The 17,116-nt window shown below is 64.1% G+C and carries 19 protein-coding genes and 1 pseudogene; 10 read left to right on the top strand and 10 right to left on the bottom strand.

Features of this window, described 5'->3' with window-relative positions; genetic code table 11:
- Positions 1-13: 13 nt before the first annotated feature.
- The 6 genes and pseudogenes from ACOKS3_RS15195 to ku form a co-directional block, all read left to right on the top strand.
- Positions 14-136: pseudogene (locus ACOKS3_RS15195) on the top strand (con-10 family general stress protein); the annotation flags it as partial.
- A gap of 60 nt (positions 137-196) precedes the next feature.
- Positions 197-1,525 carry an iron-containing redox enzyme family protein gene (locus ACOKS3_RS15190; RefSeq protein ID WP_422764275.1) on the top strand — a complete coding sequence of 443 codons (1,329 nt, stop codon included), beginning with the start codon at positions 197-199 and terminating at the stop codon, positions 1,523-1,525.
- A complete protein-coding gene (locus ACOKS3_RS15185) occupies positions 1,525-2,478 on the top strand; it encodes a methyltransferase (RefSeq protein WP_103447421.1) in 954 nt (317 codons plus the stop codon). Before ACOKS3_RS15190 ends, ACOKS3_RS15185 begins: the two co-directional genes overlap by 1 nt.
- Before the next feature lie 6 nt (positions 2,479-2,484).
- Positions 2,485-3,642, top strand: a complete 1,158-nt coding sequence (locus ACOKS3_RS15180) for a carboxylate-amine ligase (protein ID WP_422764276.1) — start codon at positions 2,485-2,487, stop codon at positions 3,640-3,642.
- 47 nt (positions 3,643-3,689) lie between these two features.
- On the top strand, positions 3,690-4,280 hold the full coding sequence (locus ACOKS3_RS15175; protein ID WP_422764277.1) for a 5'-methylthioadenosine/S-adenosylhomocysteine nucleosidase family protein: 591 nt from the start codon (positions 3,690-3,692) through the stop codon (positions 4,278-4,280).
- A gap of 91 nt (positions 4,281-4,371) precedes the next feature.
- A complete protein-coding gene (ku, locus tag ACOKS3_RS15170) occupies positions 4,372-5,211 on the top strand; it encodes a non-homologous end joining protein Ku (RefSeq protein WP_422764278.1) in 840 nt (279 codons plus the stop codon).
- 97 nt (positions 5,212-5,308) lie between these two features.
- On the opposite strand, the gene ACOKS3_RS15165 is transcribed toward ku, so the two are convergent.
- The 5 genes from ACOKS3_RS15165 to ligD are packed head-to-tail and all read right to left on the bottom strand — an operon-like array spanning position 5,309 to position 10,854.
- Positions 5,309-5,956, bottom strand: a complete 648-nt coding sequence (locus ACOKS3_RS15165; protein WP_103447418.1) for a glycosyltransferase family 2 protein — start codon at positions 5,954-5,956, stop codon at positions 5,309-5,311.
- Positions 5,953-6,552 (bottom strand): class I SAM-dependent methyltransferase, encoded by a 600-nt coding sequence (locus tag ACOKS3_RS15160; protein ID WP_103447417.1) that lies wholly within the window; start codon positions 6,550-6,552, stop codon positions 5,953-5,955. The genes ACOKS3_RS15165 and ACOKS3_RS15160 overlap by 4 nt, the downstream gene beginning before the upstream one ends.
- Before the next feature lie 11 nt (positions 6,553-6,563).
- Positions 6,564-7,319: a PIG-L deacetylase family protein gene (locus tag ACOKS3_RS15155; RefSeq protein WP_103447416.1), complete on the bottom strand. Its 756-nt coding sequence runs from the start codon at positions 7,317-7,319 to the stop codon at positions 6,564-6,566.
- The gene (locus ACOKS3_RS15150) at positions 7,316-8,359 is read right to left on the bottom strand and encodes an acyl-CoA dehydrogenase family protein (protein WP_103447415.1); all 1,044 of its coding nucleotides are present in this window, start codon (positions 8,357-8,359) and stop codon (positions 7,316-7,318) included. Before ACOKS3_RS15150 ends, ACOKS3_RS15155 begins: the two co-directional genes overlap by 4 nt.
- Positions 8,356-10,854, bottom strand: a complete 2,499-nt coding sequence (ligD, locus tag ACOKS3_RS15145; protein WP_422764279.1) for a DNA ligase D — start codon at positions 10,852-10,854, stop codon at positions 8,356-8,358. Before ligD ends, ACOKS3_RS15150 begins: the two co-directional genes overlap by 4 nt.
- Positions 10,855-10,984: 130 nt before the next feature.
- On the opposite strand from ligD, the gene ACOKS3_RS15140 reads away from it, so the two are divergent.
- The gene (locus tag ACOKS3_RS15140; RefSeq protein ID WP_422764280.1) at positions 10,985-11,449 is read left to right on the top strand and encodes a phosphotransferase system, HPr-related protein; all 465 of its coding nucleotides are present in this window, start codon (positions 10,985-10,987) and stop codon (positions 11,447-11,449) included.
- Positions 11,446-11,676: a metallothionein gene (locus tag ACOKS3_RS15135; protein ID WP_103447412.1), complete on the top strand. Its 231-nt coding sequence runs from the start codon at positions 11,446-11,448 to the stop codon at positions 11,674-11,676. Before ACOKS3_RS15140 ends, ACOKS3_RS15135 begins: the two co-directional genes overlap by 4 nt.
- Before the next feature lie 15 nt (positions 11,677-11,691).
- Here the strand turns inward: ACOKS3_RS15135 and ACOKS3_RS15130 are convergent, their stop codons facing one another.
- Genes ACOKS3_RS15130 through ACOKS3_RS15110 form a run of 5 tightly spaced genes read right to left on the bottom strand, consistent with a single transcriptional unit; the run spans position 11,692 to position 15,979 of the window.
- Positions 11,692-12,117, bottom strand: coding sequence for a hypothetical protein (locus tag ACOKS3_RS15130; protein WP_103447411.1), 426 nt, complete (start codon positions 12,115-12,117; stop codon positions 11,692-11,694).
- A 16-nt stretch (positions 12,118-12,133) separates the two neighbouring features.
- A complete protein-coding gene (locus ACOKS3_RS15125; protein WP_422764281.1) occupies positions 12,134-13,081 on the bottom strand; it encodes a lysylphosphatidylglycerol synthase domain-containing protein in 948 nt (315 codons plus the stop codon).
- The gene (gene clsB / locus ACOKS3_RS15120; protein WP_422764282.1) at positions 13,081-14,283 is read right to left on the bottom strand and encodes a cardiolipin synthase ClsB; all 1,203 of its coding nucleotides are present in this window, start codon (positions 14,281-14,283) and stop codon (positions 13,081-13,083) included. Before clsB ends, ACOKS3_RS15125 begins: the two co-directional genes overlap by 1 nt.
- Complete coding sequence (locus ACOKS3_RS15115; protein ID WP_103447408.1) at positions 14,280-15,065, bottom strand: endonuclease/exonuclease/phosphatase family protein; 786 nt, start codon at positions 15,063-15,065, stop codon at positions 14,280-14,282. Before ACOKS3_RS15115 ends, clsB begins: the two co-directional genes overlap by 4 nt.
- The gene (locus ACOKS3_RS15110; RefSeq protein WP_103447407.1) at positions 15,062-15,979 is read right to left on the bottom strand and encodes a DUF72 domain-containing protein; all 918 of its coding nucleotides are present in this window, start codon (positions 15,977-15,979) and stop codon (positions 15,062-15,064) included. The genes ACOKS3_RS15115 and ACOKS3_RS15110 overlap by 4 nt, the downstream gene beginning before the upstream one ends.
- A gap of 172 nt (positions 15,980-16,151) precedes the next feature.
- Between ACOKS3_RS15110 and ACOKS3_RS15105 the strand changes: the two genes are divergently transcribed.
- Positions 16,152-16,526, top strand: a complete 375-nt coding sequence (locus ACOKS3_RS15105; RefSeq protein ID WP_103447406.1) for a low affinity iron permease family protein — start codon at positions 16,152-16,154, stop codon at positions 16,524-16,526.
- 23 nt (positions 16,527-16,549) lie between these two features.
- Entirely contained in the window at positions 16,550-17,101 is a 552-nt protein-coding gene (locus ACOKS3_RS15100; RefSeq protein ID WP_422764283.1) for an ATP-dependent Clp protease proteolytic subunit, read from the top strand.
- Positions 17,102-17,116: the final 15 nt, after the last annotated feature.

The raw sequence follows: 17,116 nt of genomic DNA, 5'->3' as shown, positions 1-17,116 counted from the left end.
CCAGGGCGGCAACAAGAACCCAGGCAACTTCGCCAATGATCGCGAGAAGGCCTCCGAGGCCGGTCGCAAAGGCGGCCAGCAATCCGGCAGCGGCCGGACCAGCAGCGAGTCGGGCCGCAAGGGCGGCCGTTCGTAAGTGAGGCAACGCAGTGCCGGGGCAACCTGGCGCTGCGGTCTGCCGGATCAGGAGCAAGGCATGACGGTCATAACTCTCAACAGCCCTGTAGCTCCAGGGACCTTGGCCACTGGCAGCAGCCTTGCCAGCCGTTACCATGCGCTGTTGTCGGGCGAAGACCACGACAGTTGCCAATGGCTGGCGGCCAGGCTGGCCGAGGCCAGCGCCTTGGCCGATGACCTGCCGGATACGCCTGGGCAGCTCGATGCCTGGAGCACACGTCATGCCGCGCAGGTCGCCCATGAGCATGCCCACTACTTGGAGCAACGTCGTCACGGCGCCCCCCGGCGCTATTTTGTCAATCGCGCCCAGGCTCTCTGGTTCCTGCAACAAGTGGCACCGACCAAGGCCGTCGACGGTGCCTGGCTGCACGCCACCCTGCGGCATTGGCACGACCCGCGGTACCACGGTCTGATCCGCACCTATCTTGAAGAATTGGGTGATGGCGACCCGCGCAGCAATCACGTGCTGATCTACCAGCGCCTGTTGAGTCGACTAGGTTGCCTCCAGCCACTTGCGCTAGACGATGAGCGCTATCTGCAAGGGGCCTTGCAGCTCGCCTTGGGCCGGTACGGGGACAGCTTCCTGCCGGAGGTGATCGGCTACAACCTGGGCTACGAACAGCCGCCCCTGCACTTGCTGATCACCACCCACGAACTGGCTGAACTGGGTATAGACGGTTATTACTTTCAGCTGCATGTGACCATCGATAATGCCGCCAGCGGCCATGCGTGCAAATCCATCCGTGCGGTGCAGCAGCTGTGCCCCGAGCAGGATACCGAGACGTTCTACCGCCGGGTTCGCCACGGCTACCGGCTCAATGATCTGGGCACCCCGGCACCGACCTTGATCAGCCGTTTCGACCTTGAGGCCGAACTGCTGGCAGCCCTCGAGCGCAAACGCGCTTTTGGCCAGTTCATGCATGCCGACCGTTGTCGCTTGCAGCAGCGTACGGTGAATCAGTGGCTAGCCGAAGCTGGCACGCTGCCGGCATTTCTGCAGGCATTGCAGACTCAAGGCTGGATCAAGCGCGGGCAGAACCCGGCAGACAGCCGCTGGTGGTCGCTGATCGAAGGCCCGCGCGCGCCCATGTTCGGGGTGTTCAACGCCTACGATAAGCAGCTGTGGCACGACTGGATCGCCGCCGACTGGCAGCCGCCCCTGTGCCGCGTTGCGCCCGGCAGCTGGTTGCCAGACGTGCCAGCGGCGACCGAAAACACCTCCCACGCACAAGACATCGACAGCCTCATCGCCGACATGGCCGGCAATCGTCATGCCCTGCCCCGGGGCCTGTGCGCCACCCGTGCCTACCTTCGCATTACCGGCCTGGCCCAGGAGGGCCCGCACTGATGATGCTCAATCCACAACAGGCCCGGGCCGACGAGGCGCTGCTCCAGCTTGGCCGGCGCCTGCGTGCAGATGGTTACCGCTTCACCTGCGTGACACCGGCTACCCAGGCACGCCACAACGCCCGGCCGGGCGCCGAGCATGCCAGCAACCTGCGCGATGTGTTTGGCTGGAGCCGACCGTTCTCGCCTTCACTGATCGCCAGCGACGAACTGCAACAGCTGCGCGCCGCCGATGTGGTGGCCGAAGAGGGCGAGTGGTTGCGCAGCCGAGTACGCTGGTCGAGCCTGGACGACCTGCTACTGGTGCATTCGGCCTACCCGACCGAGGCCAGTGATGCGGTGTTCTTTGGCCCCGATAGCTACCGCTTTGCCCAGGTCATCCACGACCACCTGCAGCGCAGCCCGATCCCTGTCCAGCACGCCGTCGATATCGGTTGCGGCAGTGGTGTCGGTGCACTGGTGATCGCCCGTGCGGCCCACCATGCTCAGGTCAGCGCCGTCGATATCAACCCGCTGGCCCTGCGTTACACGGCCATCAATGCGGCATTGGCCGGTGTCAGCAATGTGTCGGTCGAACCGAGTGACCTGCTGGACGACATCAGCGGCAATTTCGACCTGATCGTGGCCAACCCGCCGTACATGCTCGATGCCGGGCAACGCACCTACCGCCATGGTGGCGGGGCGCTGGGCGCGGAACTGTCGCTGCGTATCGTCGAGCAGGCCCGGGAGCGCCTGAGCCCGGGTGGCTCGTTGCTGCTGTACACCGGGGTCGCCATCGTCGAAGGCCGTGACGCATTGCTCGAAGCCATTCGCCTGCGCCTGGCCGGGCCAGAATGGGCATGGGTGTACCGCGAAATCGACCCCGATGTATTCGGCGAGCAACTGCTGGAGCCAGGCTACGAGCGGGTCGATCGCATTGCGGCGGTGGCACTGACCGTCAACCGCTGCGCCTGATGCCGCATGTACCGCCCCTGTACGTTTGGCATCGAAGAAGAGTACCTGCTGGCGGTTCTGGCCAGTGGTCGGCTGTTGACCTCACCTTCGCCCGCAGTGGCCCGACGCTGCCGTGATGCAGCGGGCCAGTATTTTGTCGAAGAGATGTTTCGCAGCCAGATCGAAATTGCCTCGCCGATATTCGGTAACCTGCACGAGGCTTGCGAATTCTTTCAAGAATACCGCCATCGCCTCAATGCGAGTCTGGCCGAGGAGGGCGTTGGCCTCTACTGTGCGTCCAGTCACCCCAATGCGCCGTGGCTGCGCCAGAAGGCCAGGCCTTCGCCGCACTATCGCCAGGTCTTCGACGACTACCAGCTGGTTGCCAGGCGCAGCCTGCTCAATGGCCTGCACGTCCACGTCGGCGTGCCGCCTGGCTGTGATCGCATGCAACTGATCAACCGCCTGTTGTACTGGTTACCCCTGCTGTTGGTACTGAGCACTTCGTCGCCCTTCTGGGGCGGGGAGGATACCGGCTACATGAGCTACCGGCGGGTGATCTGTGGTGAGTGGCCGCATATGGGGCTGCCGGAGGCATTGCCGGACTGGGCTGCCTACGAGCGTTACCGGGCGTTGCTGCAACCTACCGGGGCGCTGGCAAAGGACGGCGATTTCTGGTGGGCAATCAGGCCGTCGCGGCGCTTCCCCACCGTGGAATTGCGCATCTGCGACGCCTGCCCTGATCTGGAAGATGCACTGTGCGTGGCCGGTTTGTTCCGCCATTTGGTGGAACACAACCTGCAGCCCCGATACGACCCCATGCCGCTTGGCCGTGAACTGCGCTGGATTACCCAGGAAAACTACTGGCGAGCCATGCGCCATGGTCGTTTTGCCGAGTTCATCGGGCTGCCTGACCAGCAACCGGTCACCGCACAGGGCTGGCTGAGCCAGCTGCAGGCGCGTCATGCCGTCGACACGGTGGACGCTGAACGGGCCTGCCAGCAGGCGCAGCTCATCCTGCAAGCTGGCACCAGTGCCGACCACCAGCGCCAGGTGCGGGCACGGGCACTTGCCGATGGCGCAACCGCTGCCCTCGCGTTGCAGGCGGTGGCTGCGCAGGTGCTGGCCCAAGGCCGTGGCGAGCCCGTAACGGCGCAGTCGTCGGCAGGGCTTGCAATCAGGTAGCGATGGCCGACAATGGCGGCGCCCAAGCCATTCGGACCCCCTGCGCCATGATGCTGATCAAGCAATTCCCCGACATTTCCCTCGCCGATACCTTGTTCGTCTTCGCCCTGGAGGCAGAAGCCGGCGAGGTCTTCAGCGAGGTGAGGACCGTGTTCACGGGTATCGGCAAGGTCAACGCCGCCATCGCCCTGACCCGGGCCATACAGCAGCAGCGCCCCAAGCTGATCGTCAACCTCGGCTCGGCCGGCAGCCAGCGCCACGGCAAGGGCGAGGTGGTGTGCTGCACGCGCTTCGTGCAGCGCGACATGGACGTGACCCCGCTGGGCTTCGCCCGCTATGAAACGCCGCTGTCGAACATTCCGGTCCTGCTGGAGCATGGCCAGGCGATCCCCGGCTTGCCTGTGGAAACCTGCGGCAGCGGTGACAGCTTCGAGGTCAACCATGGCGATGCCCCTTACGATGTGGTCGACATGGAGGCCTACGTGTTTGCGCTGATTGCCCGCGAAGAGGGCATTCCGTTCGTGTGCCTGAAGTACATCTCCGATGATGCTGGCAGCGATGCGGCGGGGGACTGGGCAGTGCAGGTGCACCTGGCGGCCGAGGCGTTCAAGCGGGTGCTGTTCACCCAGGTGGGCTGACCCACCCGCAGGGCGAATCGAGTAAACCTTCGCGGCGCCACGCAGTCACTTCTGGTAGGAGGCCCATCGTCGGGCCTGGGAGGTGCAGGCAATGGCCAGGGCTATCTGGAAAGGCGCGATCAGTTTCGGTCTGGTCCATATCCCGGTGTCGCTCAATACCGCGGTGCGCACCGAGCGGGTCGATTTCGACTGGCTCGACAAGCGCAGCATGGAGCCGGTGGGCTACAAGCGGGTGAACAAGGTTACCGGCAAGGACATCGACAAGGACAACATCGTCAAGGGTGTGGAGTACGAGAAGGGCCGCTACGTGGTGATCAGCGAGGAGGAGATCCGCAAGGCCCGCCCCGAAGCCACCCAGACCATCGATATCTTCTCGTTCGTCGAAGCGCAGGACATCCCCCTGCAGCAGTTCGATACCCCCTATTATCTGAGCCCCGACAAGCGCGGTGGCAAGGTTTATGCCTTGCTGCGCGAAACCCTGGAGGCGACCGGCAAGGTGGCGCTGGCCACCGTGGTACTGCATACCCGCCAGCATCTGGCGCTGCTGCGCCCGCTGGAATCAGCGCTGGTGATGATCACCCTGCGCTGGCCGGAAGAAGTGCGGGGCCTGGAAACGCTGGAGCTGGACAACAGCGTGACCGACAGCAAGCCCGACAAGCGCGAGCTGGAGATGGCCAAGCGGCTGGTCGAAGACATGAGCGGGCCGTGGGCGCCGGATGAGTACCACGACGCGTTCCGCCAGACCATCATGGACCTGGTTGAGGAAAAGGCCAGCAAAGGCAAGATCAGCGTGGTGGACAAGGGCGAGGCAGCTGGCAGCGAGAAGAGCGCCGATATTATCGACCTTACCGAACTGCTCAAGCGCAGCCTCGGTGGCAAGAAGCCCGCCGCCGCGAAAAAACCGGCCAAGCGTAGCCGCAAGGCCTCCTGAACCCTGGTCCGGTCTCTTCGCGGGTGAACCCGCTCGCACAGGTATATCATCGCCCTTGAGGCATGTGTGGTACCCGCGAAGAGGCCGGAACAGGTCACTACAGACTCGCCAGATAATCCCCAAACCCTTCCCGAGCCCGGCTGTCGATGCGGCTGCTGGTCGCCACACTGTGCCTGGCCGTCCACACGATCTGCGCACCATCGGCCTCAAGGTCACGCACCAGTTGCACATCTTCATGGGCCGCCAGCGGCTGAAACCCGCCCACCCGCTCATAGGCCCGGGCACACACGCCAAGGTTGGCCCCATGGACATGCCGATGGCCCTCCCGCGCTTCATAGCGGCTGAGGTAGAGCTTGCGCAGCGCTGCCCGTTGCCAAGGCTGCCAATGGGCAATATGCACCGTGCCGCACACCACCTCGGCCGTGCAGGCCAGCTGCGATAGCAACCAGTGCGCAGGCACCTGGCTATCGGCATCGGTGCAGGCCAGCCAGCTGGCGCCGCGCTGAAGCATCCATTCGGCTCCCAGGCGGCGTGCCATGCCGACGTTGCCGGCCTCGACCGCAAGTACATCGACAGCATGCCGGGCGGCTACCTGGGCGCTGCCATCGACACAGCGATCAAGTACCACCAGCACGCGCACTCGATGGCCTGCCCGTTCAGCACTGGCCACGGCGGCAGCCATGGCCTTCAGGCAGCGCCCCAGGCGCCTGGCTTCGTTGTGTGCAGGAATCACCACGCCAATCATGGGCAAGTCTCGTCCAGGTCGACCAGGCTGGGCTGGCACGACCAGTACTCCAGCAGGAAGTCGGCTTCCTCGTGCCGGTAGACGGCGAACAGCGGCAGGTGCCTGGCCAGCAACTGGTGTACCTCACGGCCATCCTGCGGGCAGCCCGCGATCGGATGTTTCCAGTGGCAGGCAAGCAGGCCTCCGTCGTACGTCAGGCTGGCGACCGACTGCTCGATGACCTGCAGCCAATCGGTTGGGTCGAGGTAGTAACCGATCTCACTGAGGACGATCAGGTCGAAGTGCCCCCCAGGCCAGTCACCGGGCAGCCTGGCCTGCTCGATCGAAGCATTCGGCACATCGACCAGGCGTTCACGGGCCAGGCCCACCGCCGTTGGGTCGAGGTCCTGGCAGAGCAGGTCGGCGCAGCGCTCGGCCAGCAGCACGCTCAGTTCACCATTGGCACAGGCCGGCTCGAAGATCCGCTGGTAGCACTGGCGCGGCAGGCTGGCCGCGACCAGCTCGCGTTTGCGTTTTTCATACCAGCGGGTGCGGAACGCCCACGGGTCTTCGTTGCGGGCATACAGGTCGGCGAAATATTGCGCATCGAGGCTCATGACCACTCCGTTTAAAGAAACACCAGTTCGAACGGTTGCAACAGACAATCCAGCAGCCGGGCCGGCAGCACGGGTGGGCGCGGGCCGTCCGGCTCCAGCTGGCTGACATGGGCGGCCAGGGCCTTGCGTTTGCGCGCCAGGGCGGTGTCGTCCAGCTCAATGCGGTGGGCCCGTGGCCAGGGCAGGCGCGGGTCGTCCGGCTGTGCCCAGTACCAGGCCCACACCGGCACTTCGATCAATTGCGCCTTGCGCGCTTGCGCAGCCTGCGCCGCGGCTCTGCCGACCGCCTCGTGATCGCCATGCCCATCGTGGCGCCAGGTCGCCATCAGCACGTCATCGGGCCGCAGCACCTGGGTCAGGTGGTTGACCAGAAAGGCCTCTTCGCGAGGCAAGGCGCCGTCCTTGAGGTTCAGTCGGCGCCAGTCCAGGCGGTTGAGGTCCAGATCGAGCTGCTGCAAGGCCTGCCGGCTCTCAAGCGGGCGCTGCCTGCGCAGGCGATGCTCGGTCCAGTGTTCAGAGCCACAGTGGCTAGCCTCACCGTCGGTGGCGGAAATCAGCAGCAGTTCGTTTTCGCGACCGTGAAAATGCGTCAGCAAGCCGCCGGCCATCAGCACTTCGTCGTCCGGGTGCGGTGCAATCAGCACCAGGCGGCGCCCGGGCGGGCACAATTGCTGTGGCGTTATCCAGGTGGCACGCGCCAGGTGGGCGGCCTGCTGCCACTCGGCCCAGGGTGTACCGTCGCTGGACTGGATCAGGTTGGTGTTCATAGCTTCCACGCTCCGGCTGGTACTTGTGTCACTTGCGCACCCAATGCCGCCAGGTCGCGTTCAGCATGGCTCTGGCGAATGAACACCGGCAGGTCGGCGCTGAGACGGGCAAAGTGGCTGTTACAGCAGAACGGCGTCGCCCCCAGTGCACGGCCGACGTGGCCAATGACCTGCTCGACGGCGTGCTCGACCTGGGCGCGGGTGCGGCGCACTTCGTAGCTGGCGTCGGTATCGGGGTGGCGGTCGATCCACGCTGCGCATTCCCTTAGCGCTGCGCGGGCGCCGAACAAGGCGGCATCGACGGCGCCCAGGTGGGCATCGGCATGGGCGTCGCGGTGGGGGTTGTGGCAATGCGCCCGCAGATAATCTGCCAAGGCTTCGGCGGCGCCGTACCAGCAGGCGGCAATGCCGGCACCGCCGTGCCAGAAGCCCGGGCGCGACAGATACTGCCCGGGCCGGCCGATGGCGGTGCCGGGGGTGTTGTCGAACGTCACCTCGACGCTCGCCGTGTTGGCCATGCCCACGGCCTGCCAGCGATCGATGCTCAAGCCCTGGCTTGGGTGCGCCAGTTCGATCGCCACCAGCTGTGGCTGGTCGTCTTCGGCCCAGGCGGTAATCAGCGCCCGGTCGATTTGCAGTGCGCCGGAGCACCAGGCCTTGCGCCCGGCCAGGCGCACCTGGTCGCCGTCACGGGCGACGATGCGTGCGCGGGCATCTGGCGGCTCGGCGGCCCAGACGCCCCAGATGCCTTCATCGACGTGGTGCGCTGCGCCACATTCCGCGAGGATGGCCAAGGCATCGGTATGGCCCTCGTAAAGCTTGGCCAATGCCAGGTCGCAACCGGCCACTCGCGCCAGGGTCTGCCAGCGCCGCAAGGTGTTGCCTTGCCCGGGCAGGGGCAGCAGGTCCAGGTGGTCGGCCTGCAGGGCCTGGATCAGTTGCGGCAGCTGGGTGTCGAGGTTCAGCGGCTGCGGCCGTTCGCCAAAGTTGCGCAACAGCCGGTCGAGGTTGGTGAGGTCGAAATCCTGGACAATGCTCATGCCACCCCCATTTGCTTGCGCATGCGCGCGGTGATCGATTGGCGGGTCTTGGCCATGTCGGCCCACGGGTCGTCGATTTCGGCGAGGCGCTCGCGCAGGTTGCCGATATGCCACTGGTTGGCGCCCTTGAGCTGGGCCAGTTCCTCGCGCCAGATCGGCACCGATACCGGCAGGCCTTCTCGGGCTCGCAGGGAATACGCGCACACCGTGGTGGCGCCCTTGCCGTTGCGCAGATAGTCGATGAAGATCTTGCCCACTCGGTTCTTCGGCCCTGAAACAGCGCTCAGCCGATCTGGAAAAAGCTTGGCGAGGTAGTCGACGATGGCGTGGCTGAAATCCTTCACCTCGTCCCAACCGGCACGGCGGGTGAGCGGGACCACAAGGTGCATGCCCTTGCCGCCGCTGGTCTTGAGGAACACCTTCAGGCCCAGTTCGTCGAGCAGGGTTAGGGCCAGTTGCGTGGCCTCGAGCATGGCTTTCCACGGCAGCGCCGGGTCCGGGTCGAGGTCAAGCACGAAGCGGTCGGGCTTGTCGAAATCCTTGTCGGTGGCGTTCCAGGTGTGCAGTTCGAGCATGTTCATCTGCACCGCGCCCAGCAGGGTATCGGCGCGGTTGATGACCATGGCCGCCTGACCGGCTTCGGCCTTGTCGTAGGTGAGCACATGGGGGATGTGCAACTGGCCGGCGTTCTTCTGGAAGAACAGCTCCCCAGCCAGGCCGTCCGGGGCCCGCACCAGCGCCACGGGGCGATCCTTGAGTTGTGGCAATAGCCACTGGCTGACTTCGGCGTAGTACTCGGCAATCTGCCGCTTGGTCGCACCAATGGTAGCGTCGATCACCCGGTCGGGATGGGTCAGGCGCAGCTCGCCGAGGTCGTCCGAAAGGTCGGCTTGCTGGCGTTTGGGCAGGGTCTTGCCGGGCATGGCGCGCTCCAGGTCGATGGCGCTGGCAGGCTTGTCATCGCGCAGCCCATGGAACACCGCGTGGCGCACCACGCCGTCGCGGGTCATCTGGGCATAGGCAACCTCGGCCAGCAGCTGCGGTTTGAGCCAGTGCACGCCACGTGCTTCAACGCCGGTCGGCGGCCTGGGCAGAGCGGGCCTGGCGATTTCCAGTGGTTTGAGGCGAGCATGGATGCTGTCCAGCGTGGTGGCGCTGAAGCCGGTGCCAACCTTGCCGGCGTAACGCAGTTCGCCGCTGTCGTTGTCGTGCAGGGCCACCAGCAGGGCCCCAAAGCCGCTGCGGCTGCCTCTGGGGTCGGTGAAGCCGACGATCACGAACTCCTGGCGTTGCTTGCACTTGAGCTTGACCCAGTCTGCGCTGCGCCGGCCGACATAGGGGCTGTCTGCGCGCTTGCCAATCAGGCCTTCGAGCTCAAGGCGGCAGGCGCTGTCCAGCAGCGAGTCGACAGGCTGGTCGAAGTCTTCGGAATACCTGAGCCTGTCCGACTGGTTGTGTTCGAGCAGCTGACGCAAGGCTTCGCGACGTTGCTGCAGCGGCAGTTGGCGCAGGTCGCGGCCGCCCAGGTATGGCAGGTCAAAGAGGTAGTAGCTGATCTGTTCGTCGTGATCGGTGTCGAAGGCATTCTGCAGGGCCTGGAAGTCGGCCTTGCCGTGCTCGTCGTTGACTACCATCTCGCCATCGAGCCACGCCGAATCGACGCCAAGCGCCCGCAGCGCGGCAACCTGGCCTGGCATCCTGGTGCTCCAGTCATGGCCATTACGGGTGAACAGGCGGATGTCGTCGCCGTCAATTCGGGCGAGCATGCGATAGCCGTCAAATTTCACCTCGTAACGCCAGTCGCCGTCGGGCGGCGAATCGACCAAGGTGGCGAGCTGCGGTTGCAAGTGCCCGGGCAGTGCAGCCTTGACCGCGCTGCCGGTTCGCTTACGGTTGGTCCGGGTTGCCGAGGACTTGGTTTTGGCCGTACGCCGGGGCAGCAGGGTGCGGTCACTGAGCACACTGTGCGGCTGGGCCTCGACGATGCTGTATTCGTCTTCGCTACGCGCTTGTTCGTCGTGCGACTTTACCAGCATCCATTGCTCTTTCTTGCCGGCCAGGTGGGTGCGGAACAGGTTCCACACACCGTTGAGCTTTTCGCCCTGCAAACGAAAGCGCAGCTTGCCCTTGGCATAGGCTTGGCGGGCATCGCCTTCGGGCTCCCAGATACCCCGGTCCCAGACGATCACGTCGCCGGCCCCGTAATGGCCCTCGGGGATATGCCCTTCGAAATCTGCGTAGTCCAACGGGTGGTCTTCGACATGCACCGCCAGGCGCCGCACTTTCGGGTCCAGTGATGGGCCTTTGGGAATGGCCCAGCTCTTCAGCGTGCCGTCTAGTTCCAGTCGAAAGTCGTAGTGCAGGTGGCTGGCGTCGTGCTTCTGGATGCAAAACTGCAGGGCGTGAGCGTGCTTGCCCCGGCCACGTTTGCCGCTGGGCTCGGGCGTGGCGGTGAAATCGCGCTTGCGTTCGTACTCTGCAAGGGGCTTGGCCATGGCGGGCTCCGGGGGTGATTCCCTGTCTGTAGATTGGGAGGTGGCCACCTGCGTGCTAGTTCAAAAAAACTCTGAATCATCCACAGCTTGGCGGAGTCCACCGTGTGTACCGCACTGATGGAGAACCCCGATGAACCGATCCGATGACCCGAAGCCGTACACACCCACCGAAATCGATGACACCGAAGACCGCATGGGCAGCATCCGTGAACTGGACTTCAGCGAACGGAATGATGAGCACGAAGGCCGGGCCGGTGATGAGCGGCCAGCCGCCGAGGTGGCCCAGGAGTTCCCGGCGCGGCGCGTTGCCGAAAGCGGCATGACCGGCGGCGAAGCCCTGAGCGACAGCCTGCATGAAGACAATGTGACCTACGACGACCTCAGCCCCGATACGCTGCTGGATGAAACCGGCGCCCGCGACCCGTATGAACCTGGTGGCGGAGGGCCGGCAGACCAGGCCCTGCGCCACGTGGATGCCGACGAGATCGGCGGCGGCCTCGGCCTGGACGAAGCCGAGCTTGCGCGCTCTGCACCACTGGACGGCGAGCCGTGGACAGATGATGTGATCGAAGACGACGAGGGGAACACACCATGAACGAGCAACGTTGTGCCTGTAACCACTGCAGCTGTACCGTCGATGCCAACGCCGTGCAGCAGGGTGGCCAGGCCTACTGCTGCGAGGCCTGCGCCAGCGGGCACCGCAATGGCGAACCTTGCCGCATGGCCGACTGCAAGTGTGGCGAAACCGTGCAGCCCAAGGAAAGCAGCGTGGACAATGCGCTGGAAGAGACCTTCCCGGCCAGTGACCCTATCTCGCCCTGATGCGCATCTTCTGGATCAATGGGTCTGCCAGATGCCCTCGTTGCGCTCGCAGTCTGCGCGAGCCTGGCCGAGGCTAGGCGTGTCGTAGTAGTAAGTGATGACCCTGGCATCCTTGGGCAGGGCCGGCTTCGTCGAAGGCTGGTCCCGCCCGCCGGCCTTGGGATTGGCCAGGGTTTCCTGGGTCAGCGGTGCGATGCAGCTGCCCACACTGCCATCGGCGCAGCGCGCCACCTTGTGTTTTTCGGTGCTGAGCATGTCCTTGCTCTCGTTGCTGCAAGACCAGCTGATCGCTTCAGCGGGCATGTTGCTGAAGCTGTAGCAGGTATGACCCTCGACCGGCTTTACCGCTTCGCTGGAGGAACGCGTCTGCACATCGCAGGCTTCGGCCAGCACTTCGCCGCTGGCCAGGCTGGCGAGCAATATCATCAGGTGAATGCGCATGTTACCTCGCGGGCCATCAGGCCGGTGTGTCGCGCTGGCGCATGGCCTTGGCGCGCTTTTCCAGGATCAGGTAGGTGAATAGGGCGACCAGCAGCGGAATCAGGTAATACAACGTCCGGTAACCTAGCAGTGCCGCCACCAGGGGGCCTTGGCCGATCTGCCCGTGGAGCAGGGAGAGGAATACCGTCTCGAGCACGCCAAGGCCGGCAGGTATATGGGCGACCACCCCCGCGACACAGCTGATCAGCAGGATGCCGAGGATCGAGGGGTAGAACGCTTCGCCAGGCAACAGCCAGAAGATCAGCAAGGCCATCATGGCCCAGTTGCAGGCACCCAGCGCCACCTGGCACAGCGCCAGGCGCAGCGAGGGCAGGGTAACTTCGTGTTCACGCCAGCGCCAGGTCCGCTTTTTCGCCAAGCCGCAAGCCAGCAGGTAGCCGATGGCGATGACCAGCAAAAGCACACCGATCAAGCGCAGTCCACCAGCGCCGACCGCCCAGTTCGCCGGCAACTCGACCAGCCCCAGGGCAAACACGCTGCCGGCCAGCAGCATGTAACCCATCCAGTTGGTCAGCAGGCCAAGGGTAAGGATGCGGGTAATGGTCGGTGTGTCCAGGCCCAAACGACTGTACAGGCGATAGCGCAAGGCAACGCCACCCACCCAGGTGGTGAAGTTGAGGTTGAAGGCGTAGCACACGAACGCCACCGGCAGCACCTGCCGGGCCGGCAGGCGGTGCCCGGTATAAGCGCGGGCCAGCAGGTCGTAGCCGGCGAAGATCAGGTAGCTGCACAGCGCCAGCACCAGGCCGATGGCCAACGTGCCCGGCTTGTAGGCCAGCAGCGACTGGCGCACTTCGTTCCAGTCCAGGTTGCGGGCCAGTACATAAAGCAATGCCGGGATGAGAATCAGAAACGCCACGGTGAACAACCGCTTGCCCCAGATTTGCCAAACTTTCTGTGCCATCAGGTATTGCCCTCATGCAGATCACCTTGGGCCTCGACCTCCGGCTGCACCGAACGCAGGCGCTGGCGGTGGGCGGGAAACCAGCCGGCGATCCGTGGGAAATGCCGGATGACGTGGAAGCAGACGAAAATCAGCGGTGCTCGCCACCAGTAGCCGCGAACCATCCGTTCCAGCGTCACCGGTTTGCACTGTTCGACGGCCAGTTGCTGGAGGTGCTCGAACAGGTGCTGATTGAAGGCCGGGTCACGTATGAACAGGTTGGCTTCCAGGTTGAACGACAGGCTCAGGGGGTCGAGGTTGCTGGAACCGACCGTGGCCCACTGGTCATCAACCAGCGCCACCTTGCCGTGCAACGGCCGCTGACAGTACTCGAGGATGCGTACGCCGTCGCGCAGCAGGTAGTTGTAGAGCAGGCGCGACAGGGCGCGCACCCAGCGCATGTCAGGCTGGCCCTGGAGAATCAGCGTGACCTCGACGCCGCGTCGCGCCGCATTGCGCAGCTCGCGCAGCAGGCGGTAACCGGGGAAGAAGTAGGCATTGGCTACCACTATCCGCCGCCGCGCCGCACGCAAGGCCTGCAGGTAGTGGGCTTCGATGTCAGTGCTGCGCAGCCGATTGTCGCGTTCGACCAGCACCGCCGTGCTGTGGCCGGTCGGCTGTGTCACCGGGCGCACCTCACTGGGCGGCTCCAGCACCGGGGCCATGAGCCTGCGGCTGGCGGCATGCACCTGCGCGACCACCGGGCCGGTCACCTCCACGGCATAGTCCTGCTTGGCCATCGGACCGAAATCGCCCAGGTGGTCGGCACTGTAGTTGATTCCGCCGATGAAAGCCTGCTCACCATCGATCACCACGATCTTGCGGTGCAGGCGGCGGAACAGGTTGGTGCGCATACCGGCCAGCCGGGGTTGCGGGTCGAAGGCATGAAAGCTGACTCCGGCATCGGTCAGCGCTGCAACGAAGCTGTCGGGCAGGTCGGCGGTGCCGTAGCCGTCCACCGCGACTTCCACCCGCACCCCGCGCCCAGCGGCATCGATCAGCACCTGCTGCAACTGCTGGCCGACCTTGTCGTCGTAGATGATGAAGGTTTCCAGCAAAATCTCTTCCCGCGCCCGGGCCATCGCCTCGAATACCCGTGGGTAATAGGCCTCGCCATTGATCAGCAGCTGGACACTGTTGCCCTCTACCCAAGGTCTGTTCACAGGTTGATCTCCGCAGCCAGTGGCGCATGGTCAGACAGGTGCGACCAGGGATACATCGAAAGCACCTGGGCCTTGGTCGGCATGGCATTGCGCAAATAGATGCGGTCCAGGCGCAGCAGTGGCAGGCGTGCCGGGAAGCTGCGTGCCGGGCTGCCAAAATGCTCGCCGAAGGCTTCGACCAGGCGCCGGGAGAGCACCGCATCGGCCTTGAGGCGCCAGTCATTGAAGTCGCCAGCAATAATCACCGGAGCCTGCGTCGGCAGGCTGTCGAGTAGCTTCAGCAGCAGTTGTACCTGGCTTTGCCGGTGCGCCTCGCGCAGCCCCAGGTGCACACAGACGGCATGCACCTGCGCATGGCCTGGCACCTCCAGGCGGCAATGCAACAGGCCGCGCTGTTCGTTGCCCTGGATCGACACGTCGAGATTCTCGTACTGCACGATCGGGAATTTCGACAGCAGGGCATTACCGTGGTCACCGTTGGGATACACCGCGTTGCGGCCATAGGCAAACTGCGGCCACATGCTGTCGGCAAGGAACTCGTACTGTGGCGTCTCAGGCCACGCAGGGTGGCGCACGGCATGCTGCTGGTGGCTGCCGTGCACTTCCTGCAGAAACACCAGGTCGGCATTGGTGGCGCGCACCGCGTCGCGCAGTTCGGGCAGAATGAAGCGCCGGTTGAACAGGGTGAAGCCCTTGTGCACGTTGATCGTCAGCACATTCAGGCGGTGCACCGCCGTCACTTTGTCGATGATGCAGTGGGGGGCGGGCAAGGTCTTGTTCATAGCTGCACCTGCGGTGTCACGCCCGGTTCGGTGAGCAGGTGGTAATCCAGCTTGAGCTTTTCCAGCAGGCGCCTCGCATCATAGGGGGCATGCACCTTCTGATCGTTGTCGAAGTAGCAGTAGATATCCCGTGACGCCCGTCGCGGCGGCGCCCCGGTCACGATCAGCTGCGCGTCATCGGCCTGGCCTCCTTCGGCCCAGGCTTGAATACGCTGCTTCCAGCGGCGCAAGGCACGTGACGTGTAGCCGCTGCTATAGAGCTCGACGTCACCGTGCAGGCGTATGTAGACAAAATCGGCGGTGACATCCTCGACATAGGGCCACTTGCCCGCGCTGTCTGTCACGACCAGGGCCACACCGTACTTGCGCAGCAGTTTGACGAAGGCTTGGCAGAGAAAACTCTCGTTGCGGATCTCTACGGCGTGGCGCAGCCGCACATTGCCTTTGATGGCGCTGCCGCCGTTATCCTTGAGTGCCTGCGCGCAACGCTGGGCGCAGGCGCGTGCGGCCTTGCGGTCCTTGGGCAGCAACTGGAAAAAGTGGCTGAATCGCGCTTCGTCGAACTTCATGTTCGGCGGAAACTGCCACAGGAACGGCCCAAGCTTGTCGCCGAGCAGCAGTGGCCCGGAGGCGAAGAAGTTGGCGATTGGCTCTTCGATTTCCTTCAGCCGGCGCACATGGGTGATGTAACGCGGGCCCTTGACCGCGAAAATGAAGTCGTCCGGGGTTTCGTCGCGCCATTTCACATAGCGTTCGGGCGTCTGCAGGCTATAGAACGAGCCATTGATCTCGATGCTGTTCACCGCTCGCGAGGCAAACGCCAGCTCGCTGTCCTGGCGCAGCCCCTTTGGGTAGAAGTCCTTGCGCCAGGGGCCGTAGCGCCATCCGGAAATGCCGATGCGGATATCGCTCATGCTGCTGTCCTCATAGCCTGCTCCGTAGAACGTCACTGTGAAGTTGCGACCGGGGCAAAGCGGTGAGGGTTCAGCGCAGTTGATCGAAGGCCATGCTGCAAGCCGGAGTTGAACTTTGCCGGCGCCAGCGATTCCACCGCATAGCGGATATGCAACGCAGGAGATCGTCGGAATGAAATTCGATCGCTTCTGTCAGTGGCTGGCGAACTGGAGCGGACGGCCGATGGCGTTCGGCGTCGCCTTCCTGTTGATTGTGGTATGGGGCATCACCGGGCCGTTGTTCGATTTCAACGACACCTGGCAACTGGTGATCAACACCTCGACCACCATCATCACCTTCCTGATGGTGTTTCTGATCCAGAACACCCAGAACCGCGATAACGATGAACTGCATATCAAGATTGACGAGTTGCTGCGCACCACTCAAAAGGCGCATAAGGCACTGCTAGACCTGGAGGACATGGACCCGGCCGAGCTGCATGCCTTGCGCAAGCAGTACCAGCAGATGGCCGAGCGCGGCGACGACAGGCAGAAACCGAAGGAATGACCTGCCAGAGACAGGAGGCAAGCATGGCCAGACATATCATCCACTTCACCGGGCCGATCAATTCATCCACCTGCGGCAACCTCATCAACACCTGCTCGCGCGCCATGCAGCAAGGCGCCGACGTGCTGCAGCTGAACATCGCCACCATGGGCGGCGACTGCAGCTATGGTTTCACCTTGTACAACTTCCTGAGGGCGCTGCCGATCAGCGTGCACACCCATAACCTCGGCACCGTCGAGTCCATGGGCAATATCCTGTTTCTGGCGGGCGAGCACCGCACGGCATGCAGCTACAGCAAGTTCCTGTTCCATCCGTTCCACTGGACGCTGCACGGTTCGGTGGACCATGCGCGCATGGCGGAATATGCCATGAGCCTGGACTACGACTTGCGCCTGTATGCGCAAATTGTTGCCGAACGTACTGAAGGCAGCCGCGAAGTGCTGGATGTTCCGCGTTACCTGATGGCTTACCCGCGGATCCTCGGCCCCAGCGAGGCGCTGGAAAGCGGGATGATACATGCCATCGATGAGCTGCCGATCGAAGCCGAAAGCACCCAGTGGAGTGTGCACGCCTGAATTGCCAGCGATGGG

The sequence above is a fragment of the Pseudomonas sp. HS6-2 genome, assembly GCF_049325675.2.
Lineage (GTDB): Bacteria > Pseudomonadota > Gammaproteobacteria > Pseudomonadales > Pseudomonadaceae > Aquipseudomonas > Aquipseudomonas putida_N.
The sequence above is the reverse complement of the archived record's forward strand: the minus strand, read 5'-3'. Positions and strand labels throughout refer to the sequence as shown.